A 23,106-nucleotide genomic window follows, 5' to 3' on the forward strand; every position below is an offset into this window, starting at 1 on the left:
ACGAAAAAATGAACGCCAGCATGGCCGCATCGTCCATGAGATGCTGCGTGGCATAGCTGGCAAGCCGGTAAAGGGCCGCAGTGATGGCCTCTGTGAATGGATCTCTGTCACTCATGTCTCAATGGCCATGCCGTGGTACGGATTCGTTACCTTGATGAAATCATTAGATTTTACAAATTTCGCAGTGATATCGAATTAAAATACAACCTTCACTGATTGCTCAAACCATGACGACCATACTGCTTGTTGAAGACGAAGTTCTGCTGCGCGAGGGTGTCCAGGAAATGCTGGAGGTTCATGGTTACAAAGTCATTGGCGCGGGCGATGGCCAGGAAGCACTGGAGTGGCTGGACCAGGTGGCCGTCAACCTCATCATCACCGACCTGGTGATGCCCGGCATGAACGGTGTTGACTTCGTCAAACTGGTGCGCGAAAAGTTTCCGCGTTTGCCCATCATCGTGGCTTCCGGCAGCCCGGGTTCGGTGGTGCGCAGGCTGGGCATCGACAGCATCCATGTGCCTGGGGCCACCGCCAGCATTGGCAAACCCTTCAAAACCGCCGAGCTGATTGCCATGGTTCAACAGGCCATGGCCGACGCCGCGACCTGATTCGCGCCTGTACCTCCCGCGCTGGCCTGGGCTGCTCCGTACCGGTCAGCAGCCCGCCAGCAGGCGCCACGTCAAACTCTGAATTTATCGACTTCGTTGCGTGTGGCTTCCGCCAACTGCGACAACTCCATGACCGTGGCCGTGATTTCTTCGGATGCCGAAGCATTGTTGTCCGCGATCTTGTCAAGGCTGCTGATGTTGGCGTTGATTTCCTCCACGGCAGCGCTTTGCTGCTCCATGGCCGCTGAAATGCGTTGCAGCATGTCATCGCTGGCATGTGTGCTCACCTCGATGCGGGCCATGTCGTCGGCGACTTGACGCACAGTCTCCACGGCACGCGCAGCTTCCGCAGCCGCCTGGTGCACAAGGTGTGTGATTTGCTGGGTGCTTTCAGCACTGCTGCTGGCCAACTTGCCCACCTCTTCTGCCACCACAGAGAAGCCTTTGCCATGCTCTCCTGCCCGGGCGGCTTCGATGGCCGCATTCAGCGACAGCAAATTGGTCTTATTGGCGATTCCTTCGATCACTTCGGTGATTTTGTTGATTTTTTCAGAGTTGAGGGCGATGTTGTTCACCACATCGACCATGGTGGCCATCTTGACTTGACCGCTCCTCACCAGCTCCATGGCGGCGCGCGATTTGTTGCTCGCTTCTGCGGTGTTGCGGGAAACGTCCACCACCGCGGAAGCGGTCTGGTTGACCGCGCTCGAAACCTGACGCATGGCGTGCTTTTGCCCTTGTGCACCGTCCGAAATTTGTCCAATGGCGGTGGTGAATTCGTTGGCAGCTGCCGCCACTTGGCGGGTATTGAGGTGGATGGCTTTCATGGTGCCACCGAGTGTCACCAGCGATTTGTTGAGGTTGTCGCGCAGCAAGGCCAAGTCACCGCGGCCTGATGTTTGAACCCGCAAGGTCAGATCGCCTTGCGCAACCCCGTTCATCACCACACCAACTTCACCCAGCATGCTTTGCAGCGATTGCATGGCCTGCGTGGCCAGGTCGATCGCTTGCTTGAATTCGCCCTTGACCGAGGCATCGGAGCGGACATCAAATTGACCGTTGTAGAGGGCTTGCATGACGCTGTTGAGGCTGGCCATCGTGGCATGAATGCTGTCCACGCTCAAGTTCACCGCATCTTTCATCGTCCCCAGGTCACCCCGCAAAGGCGCATTGACTTTTTGCGAAAAATCACCATCCGACAAGGCCTGAACCACTTCATTGACCTGGTTCACGGAGGACTGCATGGCGATCATCAACTGGTTGAATGCCTTGGCTGTTTGCCCAATTTCGTCCTGGGCCAATACCGGCACCCGCAAACCCAGATCGCCACTGGACTCGATCTTTTCAATCGAAGACTGCAGTGCTTTGACCGGCCCGAGGATTTGCCGCTTGAGCAACTGAGACAACACAATCATCAGCAGCAACGAAATTGCAAAAATCAGCAAAATTTCCTGGATCGCAAGATCAATGCTGTCGGTGACCTCGTTGGCCAACGCGGCAAACTCCTTGTTCCAGGCATCCACCATGGCTTGAATGGTGCTGTCGATGCGGTTGATCTGCCCTCGCACTTCCTTATTGAGCAGCAATTTGGCTGCGGGCTGGTAGTCACCTTGGTCCATCAGCTGCAACAACTCGGTCGTGGATTTCAAAAACGCATCGACATCTTTTTGCAATTCGGTAAATTGCTTTTTTTCCTCTTCGGTGAGAACAAGCGTCCCCACCTTGGCCAGCAAAGCCACCAACTCTTTGGCCCCCTCATCGGCCACTTTGTGCATCCGGGCTTTTTCTTCGTCGACGGTGGTGTAGGGCACGCGGCTGATGCGACGCAGCAGGTTAAAGAAGGTGGATTTGCTGTCCAGAACAGCTTCAACTTTGACCAAGGCTTGCGTCTGCATCTGGTGGTTGGCGCTTTCGATCGTTTTCAGGTGGTGGTAGGCCAAACCGACCATCAGCAGCATGGCCATCACCATGCAAATCAAAAACGCATTCAATTTGGCCGCAAAACGCTGGGGCATCAGAAGGGATATCAGTGACATGGCTTTGAGGTCAATATTTTTCGCAATATTCGAATAATATTTGATATTTTCATAAATATAATTGTTTTAATGAACAATCAAAACCCGGCACGAGGTTTCGACCCTGGTGTTTGGACTGGCGAAACCCAGTGCAAAACCCTTTTGGGTCGGGTCATGATGGCCTTCACAGCCCACGGGGGTTGACCTGCCCCACTCAACACCAGGAGACACGCATGACCACCCCTATCACTGACCGACCCACACGCATTCAGCCAGAGCGGCCGGTCCAGCAGACCAAGCCTGCACAAAACAGCCGCCCCGAGACGGTCGACCAGAAAAATCAGGCATCGCGGGCTGCGCAAGAAGCCAGGGCCGAAGCCGCGCACCAAGCGGAAAAAGGTCGCCATGTGGACCGTTACGCCTGAACGCTGTACTCCGCCCGGACTGTGAGGCGGCCGGGTCTGGACAAGGCCGCGCATCCGTCGGATCATTCGAATACAAAAACATTCATGATCCACAGGGGGATGCATGCGGGAAAGCCTCAGCAGCGCGCCGCGTATGGGCGCCATGGAAGACGCACCGGTCGTGGTCTATGTCCAGAACCTCCTGGAACGGGCCGTGGCACTGAGAGCGTCTGACCTGCATTTCGAACCCTACGAACACCACTACCGCGTTCGCATGCGCATTGACGGAGAATTGCGCGAAATCGATCAACCCCCGATGGCTTTCAAGGACCGACTGGCCTCGCGCATCAAGGTCATGTCGCGCCTGGACATCGCCGAAAAACGCTTGCCGCAAGACGGGCGCATGAAGCTGCAACTGGCCAGCGGACGCGAGCTGGACTTGCGGGTGAGCACGTTGCCCACGCTGTTTGGCGAGAAACTGGTGGTGCGCGTGCTGGATGCGCAACAGGCACAGCTGGACCTGACCTCACTGGGTTACGAGCCGCAGGATTTGCAGCGGCTCAAGGAAGCGATCCAGCGGCCACACGGCATGGTCCTGGTCACGGGCCCGACAGGATCGGGCAAGACGCAATCGCTCTACGCCTGCCTGAACCTGCTCAATACCCCTGAAGTCAACATCGCCACGGTGGAGGACCCTTGCGAAATCCAGATGCCGGGCATCAACCAGGTCAATGTGCAGGACAAACCCGGACTGACCTTTGCTGTGGCGCTGCGCGCCTTCTTGCGGCAAGACCCGGACATTTTGATGGTGGGCGAAATCCGCGACCTGGAGACAGCACAAATCGCCATCCAGGCCTCGCAGACCGGCCACCTGGTGCTGTCCACCCTGCACACCAACGATGCCACAGGCACCTTGGTGCGGCTGCGCAACATGGGGGTGGCACCCTACAACATCGCGGCCAGCGTCTCCCTGGTCACAGCGCAGCGGCTGGTGCGCCGCCTGTGTGAGCGCTGCCGCCAGCCGCAAACCCTGAGCCGCGACGCGTTGCGGCTGGCCGGGTGGGATACCCCCGAAACAGGCCAGGAGGCCATGACCGTCTATGCCCCTGTGGGCTGCAGCGATTGCCACAAGGGTTTCAAAGGCCGGACCGGGATTTTCCAAGTCATGCCGGTGAGCGCGTCCATGCAAGAACTGGTGCTGCAGGAAGTGGGCCACCAGGCACTGGCCCAGCAAGCCCGGCGCGAAGGCATCGCCAGCCTACGCCAGGCGGGTCTGCACAAAGTGCTCGCAGGCATCACCTCTCTGGACGAGGTGCTGGCCGCCACGCGAGAACCCGCATGAGCCGCCCGTCTCAGCCCGAGCGCGCCATGCCCACATTCCTCTGGCATGGCCATGGCCCGCAAGGCACACCCGCCACAGGGCAGATCCAGGCAGAAAACGCCGAACTGGCACGCGCCCTGCTGCGCAGGCAAGGGGTGCGGATCACGCGGTTGCAGCGCCTGTGGTGGGCCCCCTCCAATGCCATCCGCGCCCGTGAACTGCCCCCCATGACGCGCCAGCTGGCAGCGCTGCTGCGTGCAGGCGTGCCCCTGGTGCCCGCTTTGCAAATGGTCTCGCGCAGTGCCAGCACCCGCGCCTTGAAAGAATTGATGGGCACCGTGCGCTCGAATGTGGAATCGGGCATGGCGCTGCACGCCGCACTGGCCTTGCACCCAGAACACTTCAGTGGGTTGTACATCAGCATGGTCAGCGCGGGCGAGGCTGCAGGCATTCTGGACACCATGATGGAGCGGCTGGCGGCCACGCTCGAGAAAAACGACGCCCTGCGTTCACGGGTGCGCTCAGCCCTCATGTACCCGTGTGCCGTCATCGTGGTGGCGCTGGCCGTACTGGTCTTGATCATGCTGTACGTGGTGCCCGTGTTTGAAGATGTGTTCAAGGCTTTTGGCTCGGACCTGCCTTGGCCCACGCAATGGGTGTTGAACCTGAGCCAACTCATTGGCCAATCGGGCTGGGCCGTGCTACCCGCCCTCTTGCTGTTGCCCTGGCTTTGGCAACATTGGCAACGCAACCCAGCGTGGCAGCGCAGGGCTGACCGCTGGCTGCTGGGCCTGCCCCTGGTGGGCGGCTTGCTGCGCAGCGCTGTGGTGGCCCGATGGACACAAACCCTGTCGGCATTGCTGGCCGCGGGCGTGCCTTTGGCCGAAGCTCTGGGGTCCGCAGGGCAAGCCTGCAACCACGCGGTCTATGTACGCCTGACCGAACATTTGCAGCGCCGCGTCTCGCAAGGCGGCAGCCTGAGCGAAGCCATGGCACACACGGGGCGGTTTCCAGACATGATCGTGCAACTGTGCGCCACAGGTGAAGAAACCAGCGCACTCGAGAGCCTGCTGGCCCGAGCGGGTGTGCTGATGGAAAATGAACTGGATGACCGGATCAACGGCCTGTCGAGTTTGCTGGAGCCTTTGATCATTGTGGTCCTGGGCGGGCTGATCGGGGGTATCCTTGTGGCCATGTATTTGCCCATCTTCCGCCTGGGCCAGGTCTTTTGAGACATGGTGCCCGATGCCTTCGCTTTTGCACCCTGGGTACTGGCCGCGCTGCTGGGCCTGGTGGTGGGCAGCTTTCTGAATGTGGCGATCCACCGCCTGCCCCTGATGCTGGAGCGGGAGTGGCAAGCAGCGCATGACGCACCGGAAACGCCAAGCCCCCATTTCAACCTCGCGGTCCCCGCCTCGCACTGCCCGCACTGCACCCATCCGCTGCACATGCATGACAACATCCCTGTGCTGAGCTACCTCGTGCTGCGCGGAAAATGCCGCCATTGTCAGGCTGCCATCCATTGGCAATACCCTGCGGTTGAGCTGCTCACCGCCGCGCTGTTTGTCTGGAGCCTTGGCCGCTATGGGCTGACGGGCCAGGCACTGGCGTGGGCGGGCTTTGCGGCGGCCTTGTTGGCCCTGGCGGTCATCGATGCCCGCACCACCTTGCTGCCCGATGTCCTCACCCAGCCCTTGACCTGGGCGGGACTGCTGGCCGCGCTCATGGGCTACAGCAGCGTGCCTCTGCCCGATGCCTTGTGGGGGGCCGTGGGCGGCTACCTGTTTCTGTGGTCCGTGTACTGGCTGTTTCGCTTGGTGACGGGCCAAGAAGGCATGGGCCAGGGTGACTTCAAACTGCTCGCCGCCCTGGGGGCCTGGTTTGGCTGGCAGGCCCTCATCGCCCTGGTCATGGTGGCTTCGCTGTCCGGCCTGGTGGTCGGACTCTGGCTCAAGTGGCGTCAGCGTCTGCCTGCGGGCGGCTATATTCCGTTTGGGCCGTTCCTGGCCCTGGCCGGGGTGGTCCAGATGGTCTGGGGCAGCTCCACTTGGTTGACCTTGTAAGCATGCACACATGAACCCATCCCCTCCTTGGCGCATTGGCCTCACGGGCGGCATCGGCAGCGGCAAAAGCACCGTGGCTGGCATGCTGGCCAGGCTGGGCGCAGCGGTGATCGACGCCGACGCCATCTCGCGCAGCGTCACGGCCTCAGGCGGGCGGGCCATTCCCGCCATTGCCGAGCGGTTTGGTCCAGGCATGATCGGCGCAGACGGCGCCATGGACCGGCAAGCCATGCGCGAGCGGGTGTTCAGCGACCCGGCGGCGCGCCAGCAGCTTGAAGCCATCATCCATCCGTTGGTGGGCACCATCACCCGCGAACAGACCGAAGCGGCCATCGCCCAAGGCGCGCGCTGTCTGGTGTTTGACGTGCCTTTGCTGGTCGAATCCGGCAAGCGCTGGCGCAGCCAGGTCGACCGGGTCTGGGTGGTCGATTGCGAACCCGCCACCCAACGCGAGCGGGTCATGGCCCGCAGTGGCCTCTCGGCCGATGAAGTCGATCGCATCATCGCCCAGCAAGCCACACGTGTTCAGCGCCTGGCCTGCGCCGATCTGGTGGTTTTCAACCAAGGGCTGAACCTGCCACAACTGGAGCACCAAGTCACCGAAATGGCCCATCACTTCGGGCTATGATCCAGACAGATTGAAAGACGCTGCGTGATCCTGTACGAATACCCCTTCAACGAGCGCATCCGCACCTACCTGCGGCTGCAACAGCTGTTTGACCGGCTCGGTCAGTTGATGCCGCGCCCGGACGCGATGGACCACCATTTTGCGCTGACCACGCTCTTTGAGGTGATGGAAGTGGCCTCGCGCTCCGAACTCAAATCGGATGTCTTGAAGGACCTGGAACGCCAGAAACAGGTTTACAACAGCTACCGAGGCAATCCGGCGATTTCTGAAAAAGCGCTCGACGGCGTGATCGCCCAGCTGGACACGCATTTCGAAGCGCTCAACGCCATCAACGGCAAGCTCGGCCAGTCCCTGACCGAAAACGATTTCCTGATGAGCATCCGTAGCCGCGCCGTGATCCCCGGCGGCACCTGCGAGTTCGACCTCCCGGCTTACCATGCCTGGCAACACCGCGACAGTGCGAGCCGCCTGGACGACCTGACGCGCTGGACGGCACCATTCGCTTCGCTGTCGCAAGCTGTGGGCCTCTTGATCCAGATGCTGCGCGAATCGGGCAGCAAGCAAAAGGTCATGGCCGTGCAAGGCCAGCTGCAGCAAAACCTGCCGCAAGGCCGCAGCTTCCAGCTGCTGCGTTTGCGCATTGACCCGAGCCTGGGCATCACCCCCGAAATCAGCTGCAACCGGTTGGTGGTGGTGATCCGCATGATGCAGCAATTGCCCGACGGCAAGCTGCAGGCGTGCACCGAAGACGTGCCGTTTGAAATGTCCTTGTGCGCATGAGCGGATCGAGCCAGCCCGAATTCGCCGAGCGCCGGGTGCGCTGCCCCGGTTGCGAAGGCCTGAGCCTGTACAGCCCACGCAACCCCTACCGCCCGTTTTGCTCGGCCCGCTGCAAAGGCATCGATCTGGGCGCTTGGGCCGAAGAGAGTTTTCGCCTACCGGAAGACACCCCGCCTGACGAGCCGTTTGGCGACCCCAGGCTGCAGTAACTCACGCGTGAGTGGGGCCTGAAAAACTGCGCTCTTCGGCCAGCCAGGCCAGCACAGGCACTGTGCCGGGCAAGACAGGGGTTTCTGTCACAGGCAGCACCTGCCACGCGAACGATTGCCCCTCGCGCATCTGCAAGTCCCCCTGCCAATCCCGCACCTTGCAAAAGTGCAAGCGCACCAAGGCATGGGGATAGTCCACCATCTGGGTTTTCCAAAGTTCTGCAGCACCGATCGTGATGCCCAACTCTTCCTGCAGTTCGCGGCGCAAGGCCTGCTCCACCGTTTCACCGACTTCGAGCTTGCCGCCCGGGAACTCCCAGTAGCCTTCGTACACCTTGCCCACCGGGCGCGATGTCAGCAAGAAGGCCCCCTCGGGCTGCAGCAGGATGCCGACAGCGACATCCACCACCTTGCGATCAGCACCACCCTCGCGGGCCCGCTCGCCATCGGCCACCAATGTGCCCATGACACTCAGGCCTCACGGCCCATGTAATCACGGGCGAACTGGTAAGCCACACGGCCACTGCGCGAGCCGCGCTCCAGTGCCCACAGCAAGGCGGCAGGCCGTGCCTCTTCGATCTGCGCAGCCGTGGCCCCCAATGCGCCCAGCCACTGATTGGCAATGGTCAGGTATTCGTCCTGCGAGAAAGGGTAGAAGCTGATCCACAGGCCAAAGCGCTCGGACAGCGAAATCTTCTCTTCCACCCCTTCGCCCGGGTGCACCTCGCCATCGGGCGTGTGCTTGTAGGTGAGGTTCTCGCTCATGTACTCGGGCAGCAGGTGGCGGCGGTTGCTGGTAGCGCACACCAGCACGTTGGGCGTCGAGGCGGCGACCGAGCCGTCCAGGATAGACTTGAGCGCCTTGTAGCCGGGCTCGCCGTCCTCAAAGCTCAGGTCATCGCAATAGACCAGAAACTTTTCAGGACGCCCCGACACCACCTCGACGATGTCGGGCAAATCGGTCAGGTCTTCCTTGTCCACCTCGATGAGGCGCAGGCCCTGCGGGGCATAGGTGTTCAGGCAAGCCTTGATGAGCGAGGACTTGCCCGTGCCGCGCGCGCCCGTGAGCAGCACGTTGTTGGCCGGGCGGCCATGCACGAACTGCTCGGTGTTGCGTTGCAGCTTTTCTTTCTGGTCGTCGATTTCCTTGAGGTCGCCGAGCGTCATGGCGGCCACATGGCGCACCGGCTCGAGCACACCATGGCCCGACGAGCGTTTGCGGTAGCGCCAGGCGATGGCCTGCGTCCATTCTGGCGCCGACAAAGGTTGGGGCAAAACCGAATCAATGCGGTCGACCAGCTGGCTGACCTTGTCCAGCAGTTGTTCGAGGGTGGTGCTCATGAGCGGTAGTCGGCGTTGATGGACACGTAATCGTGGCTCAGATCACAGGTCCAGACGGTGTCACTGGCGGTGCCACGGCCCAGGCCCACGCGCACGGTGATCTCGGCCTGCTTCATGACGCGTTGGCCGTCCTCTTCCTGGTAAGCCGGGTGGCGGCCGCCCAGGGTGGCCACATGCACATCGTCCAGGTGCAGCTCGATCAGGCTCTGGTCCAAGTCTTCAATGCCTGCGTAACCCACAGCCGCCAGGATGCGGCCCAAATTGGGGTCACTGGCATACATGGCGGTTTTGACCAGGGGCGAGTGGGCAATGGCATAAGCCACCAGACGGCATTCCACCTGGGTCTTGCCGCCTTCGACCTGCACGGTGATGAACTTGGTCGCGCCTTCGCCGTCGCGCACGATGGCATGTGCCAACTGGCGTGCCACCTGCAACATGGCGGCCTTGAGGGCCTGGCCTTCGGCAGAGTCCCAGGAAGTGATGGGCGCGTGGCCCGCCTGGTGCGTGGCGATGACCACAAAGGAATCGTTCGTCGACGTGTCGCCATCGATGGTGATGCGGTTGAACGAACCATCGGCCAGCTCGCGCGCCAGCGCGGGCAGCAGCTCAGGCGCAATGGCCGCGTCGGTGGCCAAAAAGCCCAGCATGGTGGCCATGTTGGGGCGGATCATGCCCGCGCCCTTGCTGATGCCGGTGATGCTCACCGTTTTGCCACCGATCTGCAGCTGCACGCTGGCCGCCTTGGGCACGGTGTCGGTGGTCATGATGCCTTCGGCGGCCTTGGCCCAGTTCGAAGCCGCGGCATCTGCCAAGGCCGCTGGCAAGCCCGCCACAATGCGGTCCACAGGCAGCGGCTCCATGATCACGCCGGTCGAAAACGGCAGCACCTGACCCGGCTGGCATGACAGCAAAGCCGCCACAGCCTCGCAGGTCTGGCGCGCGTGGGCGAGGCCCGGTGCGCCCGTGCCTGCATTGGCGTTGCCCGTGTTGATGACCAAAGCGCGGATGTCTTGGTTGGCCTGCAGGTGCTCACGGCAGACCTGCACAGGCGCGGCGCAAAAACGGTTTTGGGTGAAGACACCCGCCACGCTCGCTCCGGCGTCGAGCAGCAAGAGGCTCAGGTCCTTGCGGTTGGCTTTGCGCACACCGGCTTCGGCAATGCCCCAACGCACACCGGCAACCGGATGCAACTGGGCGGGATCAAGGGGGGGCAGGTTCACGGGCATGAGAATCTTTCTGCGAATGTCGGGTGAAATGCTCCGTCAATCGGAGGCCTCAAAGAGAAGCGGGCCGAAGCCCGCCGAGAAAAATCAATGCAGCATCAAGCCAGCTTGCCGTGGCACTGCTTGAACTTCTTGCCACTGCCACAAGGGCAAGGGTCGTTGCGGCCCACACCGGCAAACTGGCCGATGTCAAAGCCGTCTGCGGTGGTGACGTGTTCTGCGCCGGTTTCGTCCGGCGCGCTGTAGGTCACATTGCTGATGTGTTCGGCACGCTCTTCGATCGACTGAGCCGCTTCCTGGGCCTGCTCGCCGGACTGGATCTGCACATTCATCAAGACACGCGTGACTTCGTTCTTGACCGAGTCGAGCAATTGACCGAACAGCTCAAACGCTTCGCGCTTGTATTCCTGCTTGGGTTGCTTTTGGGCATAACCACGCAGGTGGATGCCCTGGCGCAGGTAGTCCAGCGCACTGAGGTGTTCGCGCCAGTGCGTGTCGATGCTTTGCAGCAAAACCATGCGCTCGAAAGACACAAAGTTCTCGGCACCCACCAGGTCCAGCTTGGCCTGGAAGTGGACATGCGCAGCAGCGATCACAGCTTCGAGGATGTCCTCGTCGGTGATGGCGCTGGACGCCTGCACTTTTTCACGCAAATTCAGTTGCAACTGCCATTCGCTGGCCAGGACATTTTCCAGTCCGACCAAGTCCCATTGTTCTTCCACCGACTCATGGGGCACAAACTGACGCACCAGATCGGTAAAGCACCCTTCGCGCAACGAAGCCATCTGGGCATTCAGGTCCTGCGCATCCAGGATGTCGTTGCGCTGCTGGTAGATCACCTTGCGCTGGTCGTTCGATACATCATCGTATTCAAGCAGCTGCTTGCGGATGTCGAAGTTGCGGGCCTCGACCTTGCGTTGTGCGCTCTCGATGCTGCGGGTCACGATGCCCGCTTCGATGGCTTCGCCCTCGGGCATCTTCAGGCGGTCCATGATGGCGCGCACACGGTCACCCGCAAAGATGCGCATCAACGGGTCGTCGAGGCTCAAATAGAAACGCGAAGAACCGGGATCACCCTGGCGGCCCGAGCGGCCGCGCAGCTGGTTGTCGATGCGACGCGACTCATGGCGCTCGGTCGCGATGATGCGCAGACCGCCTGCGGCCTTGACCTGCTCGTGCGTCTTTTTCCATTCCTCGCGCAGGGCGGCCACCTTGGCCTGGCGTGCGTCTTCGGACAGCGATGCGTCTGCTTCGATGGCCTGCACTTCTTTTTCGATGTTGCCGCCCAGCACGATGTCGGTCCCGCGACCGGCCATGTTGGTGGCGATGGTGATCATGCCGGGGCGACCGGCCTGGGCCACGATGTCGGCTTCACGGGCGTGCTGCTTGGCATTGAGCACCTGGTGGTCCAGCTTGGCGCGGGTCAGCAGTTCGGAAATCAGTTCAGAGTTCTCGATCGAGCTGGTGCCCACCAGCACGGGCTGACCCCGGTCGTGGCACTCACGGATGTCGGCGATGGCCGCATCGTATTTTTCCTTGGCGGTCTTGTACACGCGGTCCAGCTGGTCTTCGCGCTGGCTCTTGCGGTGCGGCGGAATGACCACGGTCTCCAGACCGTAGATTTCCTGGAACTCGTAAGCTTCGGTATCGGCCGTGCCCGTCATGCCGCCCAGCTTGGTGTACAAGCGGAAGTAGTTCTGGAAGGTGATCGAGGCCATGGTCTGGTTCTCGGCCTGGATTTGCACCCCTTCCTTGGCTTCGACCGACTGGTGCAAGCCATCGCTCCAGCGGCGACCGCTCATGAGGCGACCTGTGAACTCGTCCACGATCACGATTTCACCGTCCTGCACCACGTAGTGCTGGTCACGGTGGTACAGGTGCTGCGCGCGCAGTGCCGCGTTCAGGTGGTGCATCAGCGTGATGTTGGCCGGGTCATAGAGGCTTGCGCCTTCAGGGATCAAGCCCAGCTTCGCCAGCACCTGCTCGGCTTTCTCGTGGCCGTCTTCGGTCAGGAACACCTGGTGAGATTTTTCATCCACCGTGAAGTCGCCCGGTGTGATGATGCCCTCGCCCGTGCGGGGATCGGCTTCGCCTTCCTGGCGTGTCAGCAGGGGCACCACCTGCTTCATGGCCAGGTAGACCGCAGTGTGGTCTTCGGCCTGCCCGCTGATGATCAGGGGCGTGCGTGCCTCGTCGATCAGGATGGAGTCCACCTCGTCCACGATGGCGAAATTGAGCACGCGCTGAACGCGGTCCTGCGGCTCGTAGACCATGTTGTCACGCAGGTAATCAAAACCGTATTCGTTGTTCGTGCCGTAAGTGATGTCGGCGTTGTAGGCCGCCTGCTTTTCCTCGCGCGAGAGGTTGGGCAGGTTGATGCCCACGGTCAGGCCCAGGAAGTTGTACAGGCGCGCCATCCATTGGGCATCGCGGTTGGCCAGATAATCGTTCACCGTCACCACATGCACGCCCTTGCCTGCCAGCGCGTTGAGGTACACCGGCAGCGTGGCCGTCAGCGTCTTGCCTTCGCCGGTGCGCATCTCGGCAATCTTGCCGTTGTGCAGGGCAATGCCACCCGTCAGCTGCACATCGAAGTGGCGCATTTTCATCACGCGCTTGGAGCCTTCACGCACCACGGCAAACGCTTCGGGCAAGAGGGCGTCCAGCGTTTCACCAGCGGCGAGTCGGTCACGGAACTCTTGGGTTTTGGCCTTCAACGCCTCGTCGCTCAAACCTTCCAGACTGGGCTCCAGGGCATTGATGCGCTCAACGGTCTTGCGGTATTGCTTGAGCAAGCGGTCGTTGCGGCTGCCGAAAATTTTGGTGAGGAATGGAATGGCCATGTCTGCACGGTGCAAGGCGGCTTGAAGCCACGCCTGGACCGCTCGTCCTGTCTAGTTAAAGGTTGCAATCTGCCGGGGGTGAAGCAAGCCCCCCCTTGTCCCGGCCAACCTTGGATTTTAGCGGGTGAGCAAGGCATTTCCGGGCTGAAAACGTGCCAATCACCCCTGTGCCTCAAGGTCTGATTGATAATTGGTCAAGACCGCCACACCATGCAACGACGCCACCACGCCATCCCCCTGCAGCAAGCTGCGCACGAGTCACCGACTTTTGCCTTGCTGGCCAGCCGGATCCAAGCATCATCCGAGCGGATGCAGGCCATCAAAAGCCTGCTGCCCGCCCCATTGCGCGCCAGCATGCAGGCAGGCCCCATTGAAGATGGGCAATGGTGCCTGCTGGTCAGCTCCAACGCGGTGGCCGCGAAACTGCGCCAGTTTGTGCCCGCCTTGCAGGCCCACCTGCAAAGCAAGGGCATGCCCGTCAACGCGATCCGCATCAAGGTCCAAAGCCGCAGCCTCTGAGCGAGGGGCCAGCTTGAAAGCAGGCAAAGAAAAAGGCCCTGATTTGCATCAAGGCCTTTTCAATGTGTGGTGCCGCTTGTCGGATTCGAACTGACGACCTACCGCTTACAAGGCGGGTGCTCTACCAACTGAGCTAAAGCGGCACGGGTGAGATTCTAACCTCACAGAACGCAGAGTCTGCGCCCGTGATGAATTTTTATTTCACGCGTTTGAGTGCCGGTCGCGGACCCGCAGGCGGTGGCGCATCGCCATCGTCTGCCGTGTTCAGCGACGCTGGCGTTTGCGCAGGCACAGCCGACAAAGGCTGCGCCGCTTCATCGTCGCTCACTGGGAAGGCCATGCCTTGCCCGTTCTCACGGGCATACACCGCCATGACCCGGTGCACTGGCACCATGATGTCGCGTGCCTGTCCACCGAAACGGGCCTTGAACTCGATGAAGTCGTTGCCCAGCTTGAGTGAGCTGGTGGCGTCATAGCTGATGTTCAGGACGATCTCGCCGCCTTGAACATGCTCGCGGGGCACTTGCACCGACGCATCGACCTTCACTGCCACATAGGGCGTGAAGCCGTTGTCAGTGCACCACTCGTACAAAGCCCTGATCAGGTAGGGCCGGGTCGAAGGCAATTGCGCGTCCTGCATGATCGGCATGGCGATTACTTGCGCATGACCTTTTCAGAAGGGGTCAGTGCCTCAATGTAGGCTGGGCGCGAGAAGATGCGCTCGGCGTACTTGAGCAGCGGGGCGGCGTTCTTGGACAACTCGATGCCGTAGAAGTCCAGACGCCACAGCAGCGGTGCAATGGCCACGTCCAGCATGGAGAAGTTGTCGCCCAGCATGAACTTGTTTTTCAGGAACACGGGGGCCAGCTGCGTCAGGCGGTCGCGGATGTGCGAACGGGCTTTTTCCAGGGCCTTGTCGTTGCCTTTGAGCGCGCGGTTTTCCAGCGTGGTGACGTGGGTGAACAGCTCTTTTTCAAAGTTCAGCAGGAACAGGCGCACACGGGCACGGTCCACCGGGTCACCGGGCATCAGCTGAGGGTGTGGGAAGCGCTCATCGATGTACTCGTTGATGATGTTCGACTCGTACAGAATCAGGTCACGTTCCACCAGGATCGGCACCTGGCCGTAGGGGTTCATGACGCTGATGTCTTCGGGTTTGTTGTACAGGTCAACGTCACGGATTTCGAAGTCCATGCCCTTTTCGAACAGCACAAAGCGGCAACGATGGGAAAAGGGACAAGTGGTTCCAGAATAAAGCACCATCATGGCTAGAGGCTCCTCTACAAAATCAAAAAGAGTGGGCAGCCATTTGGAGGCCGACCCACTCTGCAAGACCCGAAGCTTTCGGGTCGAAGGGGAAGATTACTTGACGTCTTTCCAGAACGCGGCGTTCAGGCGCCAAGCGATCACAGTGAAGCACAACAAGAACAGCAGCACCCACACACCCACGCGCACGCGTGTGTTCTGTGCGGGCTCACCCATCCACTGCAGATAGTTCACCAGATCACCCACAGCCTGGTCGTATTGCAGGGGGGTCATGGTGCCAGGCTTGATCTGCTTCCACTTGCCGGTGAAAACTTCCACCGTGTGGCCATGCTCTTCGCGTTCTTCGAAGATCGGCTGACGCTCGCCCTGCAACTCCCACAGCACGTGCGGCATGCCCACGCTCGGGAACACCATGTTGTTCCAGCCAGTGGCCTTGGTCTCGTCACGGTAGTAAGTGCGCAGGTAGGTGTACAAGTAGTCAGCGCCTGTGCCCTGGCCAGCTTTGGCGCGGGCGATCACGGTCAGGTCGGGCGGGTTGCCACCGAACCATTCCTTGGCCTGCTTGGGATCGATCGCGGCCTTCATGGTCTCGCCCACTTTATCGGTCGTGAAGAGCAGGTTGTCCTTGATCTGCTGGTCGGTCAGACCGATGTCTTTCAGGCGGTTGAAACGCATGAAAGCAGCAGAGTGGCAGTTCAGGCAATAGTTCACAAACAGCTTGGCGCCGTTTTGCAGGGAAGCCAGGTCGTTGGTCTTGACGGGCGCCTTGTCCCAGGCAATGCCGCCACCGCTGGAAGCGTGAGCACCTGCAGCCAAACCGAGGGCCATCACCAAGCCCAGAGCGATATTTTTCAGATTTTTCATGTTCGTCACTCTCCGGGATCTCAGTGAGGCTTGAAGGTCACGCGGTCAGGCACGGCCTTGGGCGTACCCAGCTGGCTCCACCAGGGCATCAGCAGGAAGAAGCCAAAGTAGAACAGGGTACCGAATTGAGACACGCGCTCACCGATGGGGGAAGGTGGCTGAACACCCAAATAACCCAAGATCAGGAAGATGATCACAAACACGCCATACAGGTATTTGTGCCAGTCAGGACGGTAGCGGATCGACTTGACCGGGCTGTTGTCCAGCCAAGGCAGGAAGAACAGGATGACGACAGCGCCACCCATCACGACCACACCCCAGAATTTGGCATCGATCGACAGCATCAGGGCAGAAATCACCACGGCAGCACCGACCACGGCCAGCTTGAGCACCTGAGGCAGCTTGCCCTTGACGACGGCCAGCACAGCACCACCGACCACGCAAGCGATCAGGACGTACATCATTTCGGTGGTGATGGCACGCAGCATCGAATAGAAGGGCGTGAAATACCAGACGGGCGCGATGTGCGGCGGAGTCTTGAGCGGATCGGCCGGGATGAAGTTGTTGTACTCCAGGAAGTAGCCGCCCAGCTCAGGCGCGAAGAACACAATCGCTGTGAACGCCATCAGGAAGACGCTCACACCAAAAATGTCATGCACGGTGTAGTAAGGGTGGAAAGGGATGCCATCCAATGGCTTGCCATTGGCATCCTTGGGGGCGTTCGGGCCCTTGATTTCCACGCCATCGGGGTTGTTGGAGCCCACGTCGTGCAAAGCCAGCAAGTGCGCCACCACCAAGCCCAAGAGGACCAGCGGCACAGCGATCACGTGGAAGCTGAAGAAGCGGTTCAGTGTGGCATCGCCCACCACGAAGTCGCCACGGATCAGCAAAGCCAAGTCAGGACCAATGAAAGGAATGGCCGAGAACAGGTTCACGATCACCTGGGCGCCCCAATAGGACATCTGGCCCCATGGCAGCAAGTAGCCCATGAAGGCTTCGGCCATCAGGCACAAGAAAATCGCGCAACCGAAGATCCAGACCAGCTCGCGCGGCTTGCGGTAGCTGCCGTACATCAGGCCACGGAACATGTGCAGGTACACCACCACAAAGAAGGCCGAAGCGCCAGTGGAGTGCATGTAACGGATCAGCCAGCCCCAGGGCACATCGCGCATGATGTACTCGACCGAAGCAAATGCCAGATTGGCATCGGGCTTGTAGTGCATGACCAGGAAGATGCCGGTCACGATCTGAATCACCAGCACCAGCAAGGACAGCGAACCGAAGATGTACCAGAGGTTGAAGTTCTTCGGTGCGTAGTACTCGGCCATGTGGACGCGGTAGGCGTCGAAGGCGGTGGGGAAACGGTTTTCAAACCAATTGCTCAGTTTGGCGCCCGCTGAGGCGTTGGGGGAAATTTCCTTGAATTCAGCCATGTCTCTCTCCATCAGGCCTTCTTGTCTTCACCCACCAACAACTTGGTGTCCGACAGGTACATGTGCGGTGGCACTTCGAGGTTGTCTGGTGCGGGCTTGTTCTTGAACACGCGGCCAGCCAGGTCGAAAGTCGAGCCATGGCAAGGGCACAGGAAGCCGCCATTCCAGTCATCGGGCAGCGAAGGCTGAGCGCCGGGCTGGAACTTGTCGGAAGGCGAGCAGCCCAGGTGCGAACAGATGCCCACGCCGACAAAAATTTCCGGCTTGATGGAGCGGTGCTGGTTCTTGGCGTACTCGGGGGTGGGGTAAGCCTTGCGATCCGAGTTGGGGTCGGCCAACTGCGCCTCGGTTTTTTTGAGAGACTCCAGCTGATCGGAAGTCCGCTTCATGATCCACACGGGCTTGCCGCGCCATTCCACGGTCATTTTTTCACCGGGTTTGAGGCCGGAAATGTCCACTTCCACCGCGGCACCGGCGGCTTTCGCCTTTTCGGATGGCTGGAAAGTGCTGACAAATGGGGTGGCCACGGCCACTGCACCGACGGCTCCGGCAGCACCGGTGGCGACAAGCCATGTCCGTTTGCTGCTGTCGACTGGGGTATCACTCATGGAAATCCTCTGCGAGTCTGAATCTGGGTCAACCTTGGATTGTAGCGGACAGAAACAGACAGACTTCTTACAAAATTTAAGCCGCTGTGGCCAAACGAATCTGGCAGGATGATCCCCATCTTCACCGACGGAGTTTCACCATGTCGTTCATTCATGAATTTAAATCTTTTGCACTCAAAGGCAACGTCATGGACCTCGCTGTCGGGGTGATCATCGGCGGCGCCTTCGGCAAAATTGTGGATTCGGTCGTCAGCGACCTGATCATGCCCCTGGTCAGCAAAGCGTTCGGCGGACTTGATTTTTCAGGCTACTACATTGCCCTGTCGGGCCAAACGGCGGGCCTGCCGTTGGCCGAAGCCAAAAAACTCGGTGCAGTCTTCGCTTATGGCAATTTCATCACCGTCGCGCTGAACTTCGCCATTTTGGCCTTCATCATTTTCGTGATCATTCGCCAAATGAACCGTCTGACGGCCAGCCGCGATGCGGCCCCTGCAGCCCCCACCGAGCCGCCTCCCCCCAGCGAAGATGTGCTGCTGCTGCGCGAAATCCGCGACAGCCTGAAAAACAAGTCCTGAAAGTCCTCAGATCGGCAAACCCGCCAGCTGGCGCGCCATGCGCAAGGCCTGGATCAGGCTGCTGGGGTCTGCCCTGCCTTGTCCGGCCAGTTCCATGGCCGTGCCGTGGTCCGGGCTGGTGCGGATCAAGGGCAGGCCCAGGGTGACGTTCACGCCCTGCTCCACCCCCAGGTACTTGACCGGGATCAAGCCCTGGTCGTGGTACATCGCGATCACCACATCGAACTCACCCGGCTGGTCGGCTTTGCGCCGGGCCCGCATGAACACGGTGTCCGGCGCAAAAGGCCCATGCACATCCATGCCCTCTGTGCGCGCCTGGGCCAGCGCCGGTTGCAGCACCTCGATTTCTTCCCGGCCAAACAAACCGCCTTCGCCTGCGTGCGGGTTCACCCCCGCCACCCCGATGCGAGGCGCGTGCCCCAGCAAGCGGCTGAGCGATGCATGCGTGATGCGCAGCGTCTGCAACACCTGCTCATGGGTGATGGCCTCCAGCGCATCGCGCAGCGACACATGGATGCTGACCAGCACCGTGCGCAACTCGTCATTGGCCAGCATCATGCGCACCGGCATGGCGCCCGGCGCCACACCGGCATGGCGAGCCGCCTCGGCTTGCAGCAACTCGGTGTGACCCGGGTACGCATTCCAGGGCACCCCTGCGGCGTGCAAAGCCTCTTTGTGCAACGGCGCGGTGACCAATGCAGCCACCTCGCCGCGCAAGGCGGCCCGGGTGGCCCACAACACGCATTCACCCGCCAAGCGTCCTGCGCGGGCATCGATCTGCCCCCAAGGCAATACAGGCGCCGCGTCCACCACCTGCAGCACGGGCACGCAGCGCTCAGGCACTTGCCAAGCCTCAGCGGCGGCGGTGATTTCGCAAACCGGCAGGCCCACGGGCGACGCCACCAGGGCGGCTGCGCGGCGCATGACACCCACATCGCCCGCTACAAAGCAGCCCCGCGTCAGGATCGGCGCTTGCAGCCAAGCTTTGGCGATGGTCTCGGGGCCGATGCCGCACGGGTCACCCGGCGTGATGGCGATGGGCAGGGGATGGAGTTCGCTCATGGCTCAGGCCGGGTTGTCGATGTCGATGAACTCGTGCACCAGCCCCAGCTGCGCCGCCACATGCGCGGCCACAGCGGGCGCGCCATAGCGCTCGGTGGCATGGTGCCCACAGGTCAAAAAGGCCACGCCCGTCTCTCTGGCCAGGTGGGCCTGCGGCTCGGAGATTTCGCCCGTGATGAAGGCATCCGCCCCGGCTGCGATGGCCGCTTCAAAATACCCTTGTGCGCCCCCTGTGCACCAGGCCACACGGCGAATGGCGCGCCCATCACCCGGCACGCAGACCACCGAGCGCCCCAGCAACGACTGCACGTGCGCCGACAGCGCATCGGCATGGGTCAGATCGCAAGCGCCCACAAAACCCAGATCCTGTTCACCAAAGCGGGCATCGGCCTGCCAGCCCAGCACACGGCCCAGCTGCGCGTTGTTGCCCAGCTCGGAGTGCGCATCCAGCGGCAGGTGGTAAGCAAACAGGTGGATGTCATGCGCCAGCAGCAAACGCAAACGCTCACGCATCCAGCCGGTGATGCGACCATCCTGGCCTCGCCAGAACAGCCCGTGGTGCACCAACACAGCGTCGGCCTCTGCGGCTATGGCCGCCTCGATCAAAGCACGGCTGGCCGTGACGCCGCTGACCAGCTTGCGGATGTCACGCCCACCCTCGACCTGCAGGCCGTTGGGGCCGTAGTCGCGGAATCTCTCAGGCTGCAGCAGCGCGTCCAGCGTCTGGCCCAGGGTTTTGGCATCGATCATGGGTGTGTGGCGTGTGGGTGAATCGCTATTGTGGCGCAAGCCTTTGCATGCGCCGTACAGGTCAAGCATTCTCCGAGCCACACCCCGGAAAATGGCAGCACGGTCGAAAAAAGGGACAATCCCGACCATGAAACGCTCCTGGCTTCTTTTTTCGCAATCGGTGACCGTGCTGTTGGCCCTGTGGTTCATCGTCGCCACCCTCAAACCTGAATGGCTGCAAGGCGTACAACGCAGCGGCGGCATGACCCTGCTGCAGGCCCCCGCCACCAGCACCGAGGCGCGCGTGGCGGGCAGCCTGAGCGGCGCAGCACAAAAAGCGTCCCCGGCCGTGGTCAGCATCAACACCAGCAAGGCCAAGCAGTCCAAGCTGCAAGACCCCTGGTCACGTTACTTTCATGGCGACCCGGACGAAGACAACTCGGCAGGCCTGGGCAGCGGCGTGATCGTCAGCCCCGAGGGGCACATCCTCACCAACAACCATGTGATCGAGGAGGCCGACGACATCGAAGTAGTCCTGACCGATGGCCGCCGCGCGCAAGCCAAGGTGATCGGCACCGACCCGGACAGCGACCTGGCCCTGCTCAAAATCACCATGGACAAACTGCCGGTCATCGTGCTCGGTCAGTCGGAGGGCCTGCGTGTGGGCGACATCGCCCTGGCCATTGGCAACCCCTTTGGCGTAGGCCAGACCGTGACCTCGGGCATCGTCAGCGCGCTGGGCCGCAACCAACTGGGCATCAACACTTTTGAAAACTTCATCCAGACCGATGCCGCCATCAACCCCGGCAACTCGGGCGGTGCGCTGGTCGATGTGAATGGCCACCTGATCGGCATCAACACCGCCATCTATTCCCGCTCGGGCGGCAACATGGGCATCGGCTTTGCCATTCCCGTGTCCACAGCCCTGTCGGTCATGAAAGACCTGATCCGCGACGGCAAAGTCACCCGAGGCTGGATTGGCGTGGAGCCCCAGGACCTGAGCCCGGAGCTGGCCGCGACATTCAATCTGCCCTCTGGCACAGGCCAGGACGCCTTGACGGGCGTGGTCATCACCGGCGTGCTGCAAAACGGCCCGGCAGCCAAAGCGGGCATCCGCCCCGGAGATGTGATCGTGAAAGTCAACAGCCAGTCGGTTGGCAATGTGTCCGAGCTGCTCAGCAGCGTGGCCAGCTTGTCACCCGGTGCCAAAGCCCAGCTGCAGGTCTGGCGCCGTCAGGGCCTGACGGACATCACCATCACGCCAGGCCAGCGCCCCTCGCCGCGCCATCGCTGATGGCCGCAGGCTGCGCGGCCAACTCAAGCCGAAGGTTCTGCGTCAGGTGCCTGCGTGTGCTTGATGAAAATCTGCGCCGCCCAAATGCCCATTTCGTAAAGCAGGCACATGGGAATGGCCAGCGCCAGTTGTGACACCACATCGGGCGGCGTGACCACGGCTGCGATCACGAAGGCCAGCACCACAAAGTAGCCGCGGAAGTCCTTGAGCTTTTGCACGCTCACAATGCCCATGCGGGCCAGCACCACCACCACCACCGGCACCTCAAACGCCAGGCCAAAGGCCAGGAACATGGTCAGCACAAAGCTGAGATAGGCCTCGATGTCAGGCGCGGCCGTGATGCTCTTGGGTGCAAAGCCCTGGATGAACTTGAACACCTGCCCGAACACGAAGAAGTAGCAAAACGCCACCCCCACGAAAAACAACAAGGTACTGGACACCACCAAAGGCAGGATCAGCTTTTTCTCATGGGCATACAGGCCTGGCGCCACAAAGGCCCACATCTGGTAGAGCACCACCGGCAAGGCGATCAAAAACGCCGTCATCAGCATGATCTTGAGCGGCACCATGAACGGCGAGATGACCGAGGTCGCGATCAGCGTGGCCCCCTTGGGCAAATGCGCCACCAAAGGCGCGGCCAGCAGGTCGTACAGCTCGCCTGGGCCAGGGTAAAGCGACAGGGCCACCGCCGCCACCGCGATGGCCAGCATGGCACGCACCAGGCGGTCGCGCAGCTCGATCAGGTGAGCGACAAAGGGCTGCTCAGTGCCGGCCAATTCGTCTTCGGGCTTGGGAGGGGTATCGGACATGAGGGAATCCAGGGGTCAGCGCAGCCGCTTGCCGCAGTGACCAGTGCAATCAGTTGAGTGGCTTGGGCCGGTAACGGGCCACGCGGGCCGCGCCGGACAAGGCTTTGGTCCGCACGCCCGAGCGGGCTTTGTACCACTGCGGCACAGCGCCGCGCTTGAGGCGCCAGTGCTTGCCAGGGTGCTTGTATTCAGGCGGGGGTGGCGTCCAAGGCGACGACTCGGCCGACGCGCTGGACGTCACCTCGGCCCAGTCCTTCTCGAAATCCGAAGCACTGGTCTGCACCGACTGCTCCACATCGCGGGCGGCGGATTCGACCGTGTCCTTCATCTTTTTGAGCTCTTCCAGGTCCATGGACCGGTTGACCTCGGCCTTGACGTCGGCCACATAGCGCTGCGCCTTGCCCAACAAGGTGCCCACTGTTCGCGCCACGCGCGGCAGTTTCTCGGGGCCGATCACAATCAGCGCCACAGCGCCAATCAGCGCGATTTTGGAAATGCCTAAATCAAGCAAA

The 23,106-nt window shown here is 61.2% G+C and carries 25 protein-coding genes and 1 tRNA gene; 11 read left to right on the top strand and 15 right to left on the bottom strand.

Annotated elements, in window-relative coordinates:
• Positions 1-227 precede the first annotated feature (227 nt).
• Positions 228-608, top strand: coding sequence for a response regulator (locus IC609_RS02545; protein ID WP_191817875.1), 381 nt, complete (start codon positions 228-230; stop codon positions 606-608).
• Between the two features lie 71 nt (positions 609-679).
• Here IC609_RS02545 and IC609_RS02550 read toward each other — a convergent pair whose 3' ends face one another.
• On the bottom strand, positions 680-2,644 hold the full coding sequence (locus IC609_RS02550) for a HAMP domain-containing methyl-accepting chemotaxis protein (RefSeq protein ID WP_225223965.1): 1,965 nt from the start codon (positions 2,642-2,644) through the stop codon (positions 680-682).
• A gap of 212 nt (positions 2,645-2,856) precedes the next feature.
• Here IC609_RS02550 and IC609_RS02555 point away from each other — a divergent pair, with 212 nt between their 5' ends.
• From IC609_RS02555 to IC609_RS02585, 7 genes are all read left to right on the top strand, one after another.
• Positions 2,857-3,048, top strand: coding sequence for a hypothetical protein (locus IC609_RS02555; protein ID WP_191817877.1), 192 nt, complete (start codon positions 2,857-2,859; stop codon positions 3,046-3,048).
• A gap of 103 nt (positions 3,049-3,151) precedes the next feature.
• Entirely contained in the window at positions 3,152-4,369 is a 1,218-nt protein-coding gene (locus IC609_RS02560; protein WP_191817878.1) for a GspE/PulE family protein, read from the top strand.
• A complete protein-coding gene (locus IC609_RS02565) occupies positions 4,366-5,580 on the top strand; it encodes a type II secretion system F family protein (protein ID WP_191817879.1) in 1,215 nt (404 codons plus the stop codon). The genes IC609_RS02560 and IC609_RS02565 overlap by 4 nt, the downstream gene beginning before the upstream one ends.
• A gap of 3 nt (positions 5,581-5,583) precedes the next feature.
• Positions 5,584-6,411, top strand: a complete 828-nt coding sequence (locus IC609_RS02570; protein ID WP_191817880.1) for a prepilin peptidase — start codon at positions 5,584-5,586, stop codon at positions 6,409-6,411.
• Between the two features lie 10 nt (positions 6,412-6,421).
• The gene (coaE, locus tag IC609_RS02575; RefSeq protein WP_191817881.1) at positions 6,422-7,039 is read left to right on the top strand and encodes a dephospho-CoA kinase; all 618 of its coding nucleotides are present in this window, start codon (positions 6,422-6,424) and stop codon (positions 7,037-7,039) included.
• Positions 7,040-7,063: 24 nt separating this feature from the next.
• Positions 7,064-7,819, top strand: a complete 756-nt coding sequence (gene zapD, locus IC609_RS02580) for a cell division protein ZapD (protein ID WP_191817882.1) — start codon at positions 7,064-7,066, stop codon at positions 7,817-7,819.
• Positions 7,816-8,028, top strand: coding sequence for a DNA gyrase inhibitor YacG (locus tag IC609_RS02585; RefSeq protein WP_191817883.1), 213 nt, complete (start codon positions 7,816-7,818; stop codon positions 8,026-8,028). The genes zapD and IC609_RS02585 overlap by 4 nt, the downstream gene beginning before the upstream one ends.
• Before the next feature lies 1 nt (position 8,029).
• Here the strand turns inward: IC609_RS02585 and IC609_RS02590 are convergent, their stop codons facing one another.
• The 4 genes from IC609_RS02590 to secA all read right to left on the bottom strand — a co-directional run bounded on the left by IC609_RS02590 (position 8,030) and on the right by secA (position 13,435).
• Positions 8,030-8,494, bottom strand: coding sequence for an NUDIX domain-containing protein (locus tag IC609_RS02590; protein ID WP_191817884.1), 465 nt, complete (start codon positions 8,492-8,494; stop codon positions 8,030-8,032).
• A gap of 5 nt (positions 8,495-8,499) precedes the next feature.
• Positions 8,500-9,369: an ATP-binding protein gene (locus IC609_RS02595; protein WP_191817885.1), complete on the bottom strand. Its 870-nt coding sequence runs from the start codon at positions 9,367-9,369 to the stop codon at positions 8,500-8,502.
• Entirely contained in the window at positions 9,366-10,595 is a 1,230-nt protein-coding gene (gene argJ / locus IC609_RS02600) for a bifunctional glutamate N-acetyltransferase/amino-acid acetyltransferase ArgJ (protein WP_191817886.1), read from the bottom strand. Before argJ ends, IC609_RS02595 begins: the two co-directional genes overlap by 4 nt.
• A 95-nt stretch (positions 10,596-10,690) precedes the next feature.
• Positions 10,691-13,435: a preprotein translocase subunit SecA gene (secA, locus tag IC609_RS02605; RefSeq protein ID WP_191817887.1), complete on the bottom strand. Its 2,745-nt coding sequence runs from the start codon at positions 13,433-13,435 to the stop codon at positions 10,691-10,693.
• Between the two features lie 210 nt (positions 13,436-13,645).
• On the opposite strand from secA, the gene IC609_RS02610 reads away from it, so the two are divergent.
• A complete protein-coding gene (locus tag IC609_RS02610) occupies positions 13,646-13,954 on the top strand; it encodes a DciA family protein (RefSeq protein WP_191817888.1) in 309 nt (102 codons plus the stop codon).
• A gap of 67 nt (positions 13,955-14,021) precedes the next feature.
• Here the strand turns inward: IC609_RS02610 and IC609_RS02615 are convergent.
• The 6 genes from IC609_RS02615 to petA all read right to left on the bottom strand — a co-directional run bounded on the left by IC609_RS02615 (position 14,022) and on the right by petA (position 18,125).
• Positions 14,022-14,097 (bottom strand) — tRNA-Thr (locus IC609_RS02615).
• Positions 14,098-14,150: 53 nt separating this feature from the next.
• Positions 14,151-14,594 carry a ClpXP protease specificity-enhancing factor gene (locus IC609_RS02620; protein ID WP_191818885.1) on the bottom strand — a complete coding sequence of 148 codons (444 nt, stop codon included), beginning with the start codon at positions 14,592-14,594 and terminating at the stop codon, positions 14,151-14,153.
• A 14-nt stretch (positions 14,595-14,608) separates the two neighbouring features.
• Positions 14,609-15,220 carry a glutathione S-transferase N-terminal domain-containing protein gene (locus tag IC609_RS02625; RefSeq protein WP_191817889.1) on the bottom strand — a complete coding sequence of 204 codons (612 nt, stop codon included), beginning with the start codon at positions 15,218-15,220 and terminating at the stop codon, positions 14,609-14,611.
• A 96-nt stretch (positions 15,221-15,316) separates the two neighbouring features.
• Entirely contained in the window at positions 15,317-16,084 is a 768-nt protein-coding gene (locus tag IC609_RS02630) for a cytochrome c1 (protein ID WP_408610989.1), read from the bottom strand.
• A 20-nt stretch (positions 16,085-16,104) separates the two neighbouring features.
• On the bottom strand, positions 16,105-17,517 hold the full coding sequence (locus IC609_RS02635; RefSeq protein WP_191817890.1) for a cytochrome b: 1,413 nt from the start codon (positions 17,515-17,517) through the stop codon (positions 16,105-16,107).
• An 11-nt stretch (positions 17,518-17,528) separates the two neighbouring features.
• Positions 17,529-18,125, bottom strand: coding sequence for a ubiquinol-cytochrome c reductase iron-sulfur subunit (petA, locus tag IC609_RS02640; RefSeq protein ID WP_191817891.1), 597 nt, complete (start codon positions 18,123-18,125; stop codon positions 17,529-17,531).
• A 140-nt stretch (positions 18,126-18,265) separates the two neighbouring features.
• Between petA and mscL the strand changes: the two genes are divergently transcribed.
• On the top strand, positions 18,266-18,700 hold the full coding sequence (gene mscL, locus IC609_RS02645; RefSeq protein WP_191817892.1) for a large conductance mechanosensitive channel protein MscL: 435 nt from the start codon (positions 18,266-18,268) through the stop codon (positions 18,698-18,700).
• 6 nt (positions 18,701-18,706) lie between these two features.
• On the opposite strand, the gene pdxA is transcribed toward mscL, so the two are convergent.
• Positions 18,707-19,762, bottom strand: a complete 1,056-nt coding sequence (pdxA, locus tag IC609_RS02650) for a 4-hydroxythreonine-4-phosphate dehydrogenase PdxA (RefSeq protein WP_191817893.1) — start codon at positions 19,760-19,762, stop codon at positions 18,707-18,709.
• Between the two features lie 3 nt (positions 19,763-19,765).
• The gene (locus IC609_RS02655; RefSeq protein ID WP_191817894.1) at positions 19,766-20,512 is read right to left on the bottom strand and encodes a Nif3-like dinuclear metal center hexameric protein; all 747 of its coding nucleotides are present in this window, start codon (positions 20,510-20,512) and stop codon (positions 19,766-19,768) included.
• A gap of 127 nt (positions 20,513-20,639) precedes the next feature.
• Between IC609_RS02655 and IC609_RS02660 the strand changes: the two genes are divergently transcribed.
• On the top strand, positions 20,640-21,785 hold the full coding sequence (locus IC609_RS02660; protein WP_191817895.1) for a S1C family serine protease: 1,146 nt from the start codon (positions 20,640-20,642) through the stop codon (positions 21,783-21,785).
• A 23-nt stretch (positions 21,786-21,808) separates the two neighbouring features.
• Here IC609_RS02660 and tatC read toward each other — a convergent pair whose 3' ends face one another.
• Both tatC and tatB read right to left on the bottom strand, forming a co-directional pair.
• Positions 21,809-22,594: a twin-arginine translocase subunit TatC gene (tatC, locus tag IC609_RS02665; RefSeq protein WP_191817896.1), complete on the bottom strand. Its 786-nt coding sequence runs from the start codon at positions 22,592-22,594 to the stop codon at positions 21,809-21,811.
• A 49-nt stretch (positions 22,595-22,643) separates the two neighbouring features.
• The gene (tatB, locus tag IC609_RS02670; protein ID WP_191817897.1) at positions 22,644-23,105 is read right to left on the bottom strand and encodes a Sec-independent protein translocase protein TatB; all 462 of its coding nucleotides are present in this window, start codon (positions 23,103-23,105) and stop codon (positions 22,644-22,646) included.
• Between the last annotated feature and the right edge of the window lies 1 nt (position 23,106).

This window comes from Limnohabitans radicicola (assembly GCF_014837235.1).
Taxonomy (GTDB): domain Bacteria; phylum Pseudomonadota; class Gammaproteobacteria; order Burkholderiales; family Burkholderiaceae_C; genus Limnohabitans_A; species Limnohabitans_A radicicola.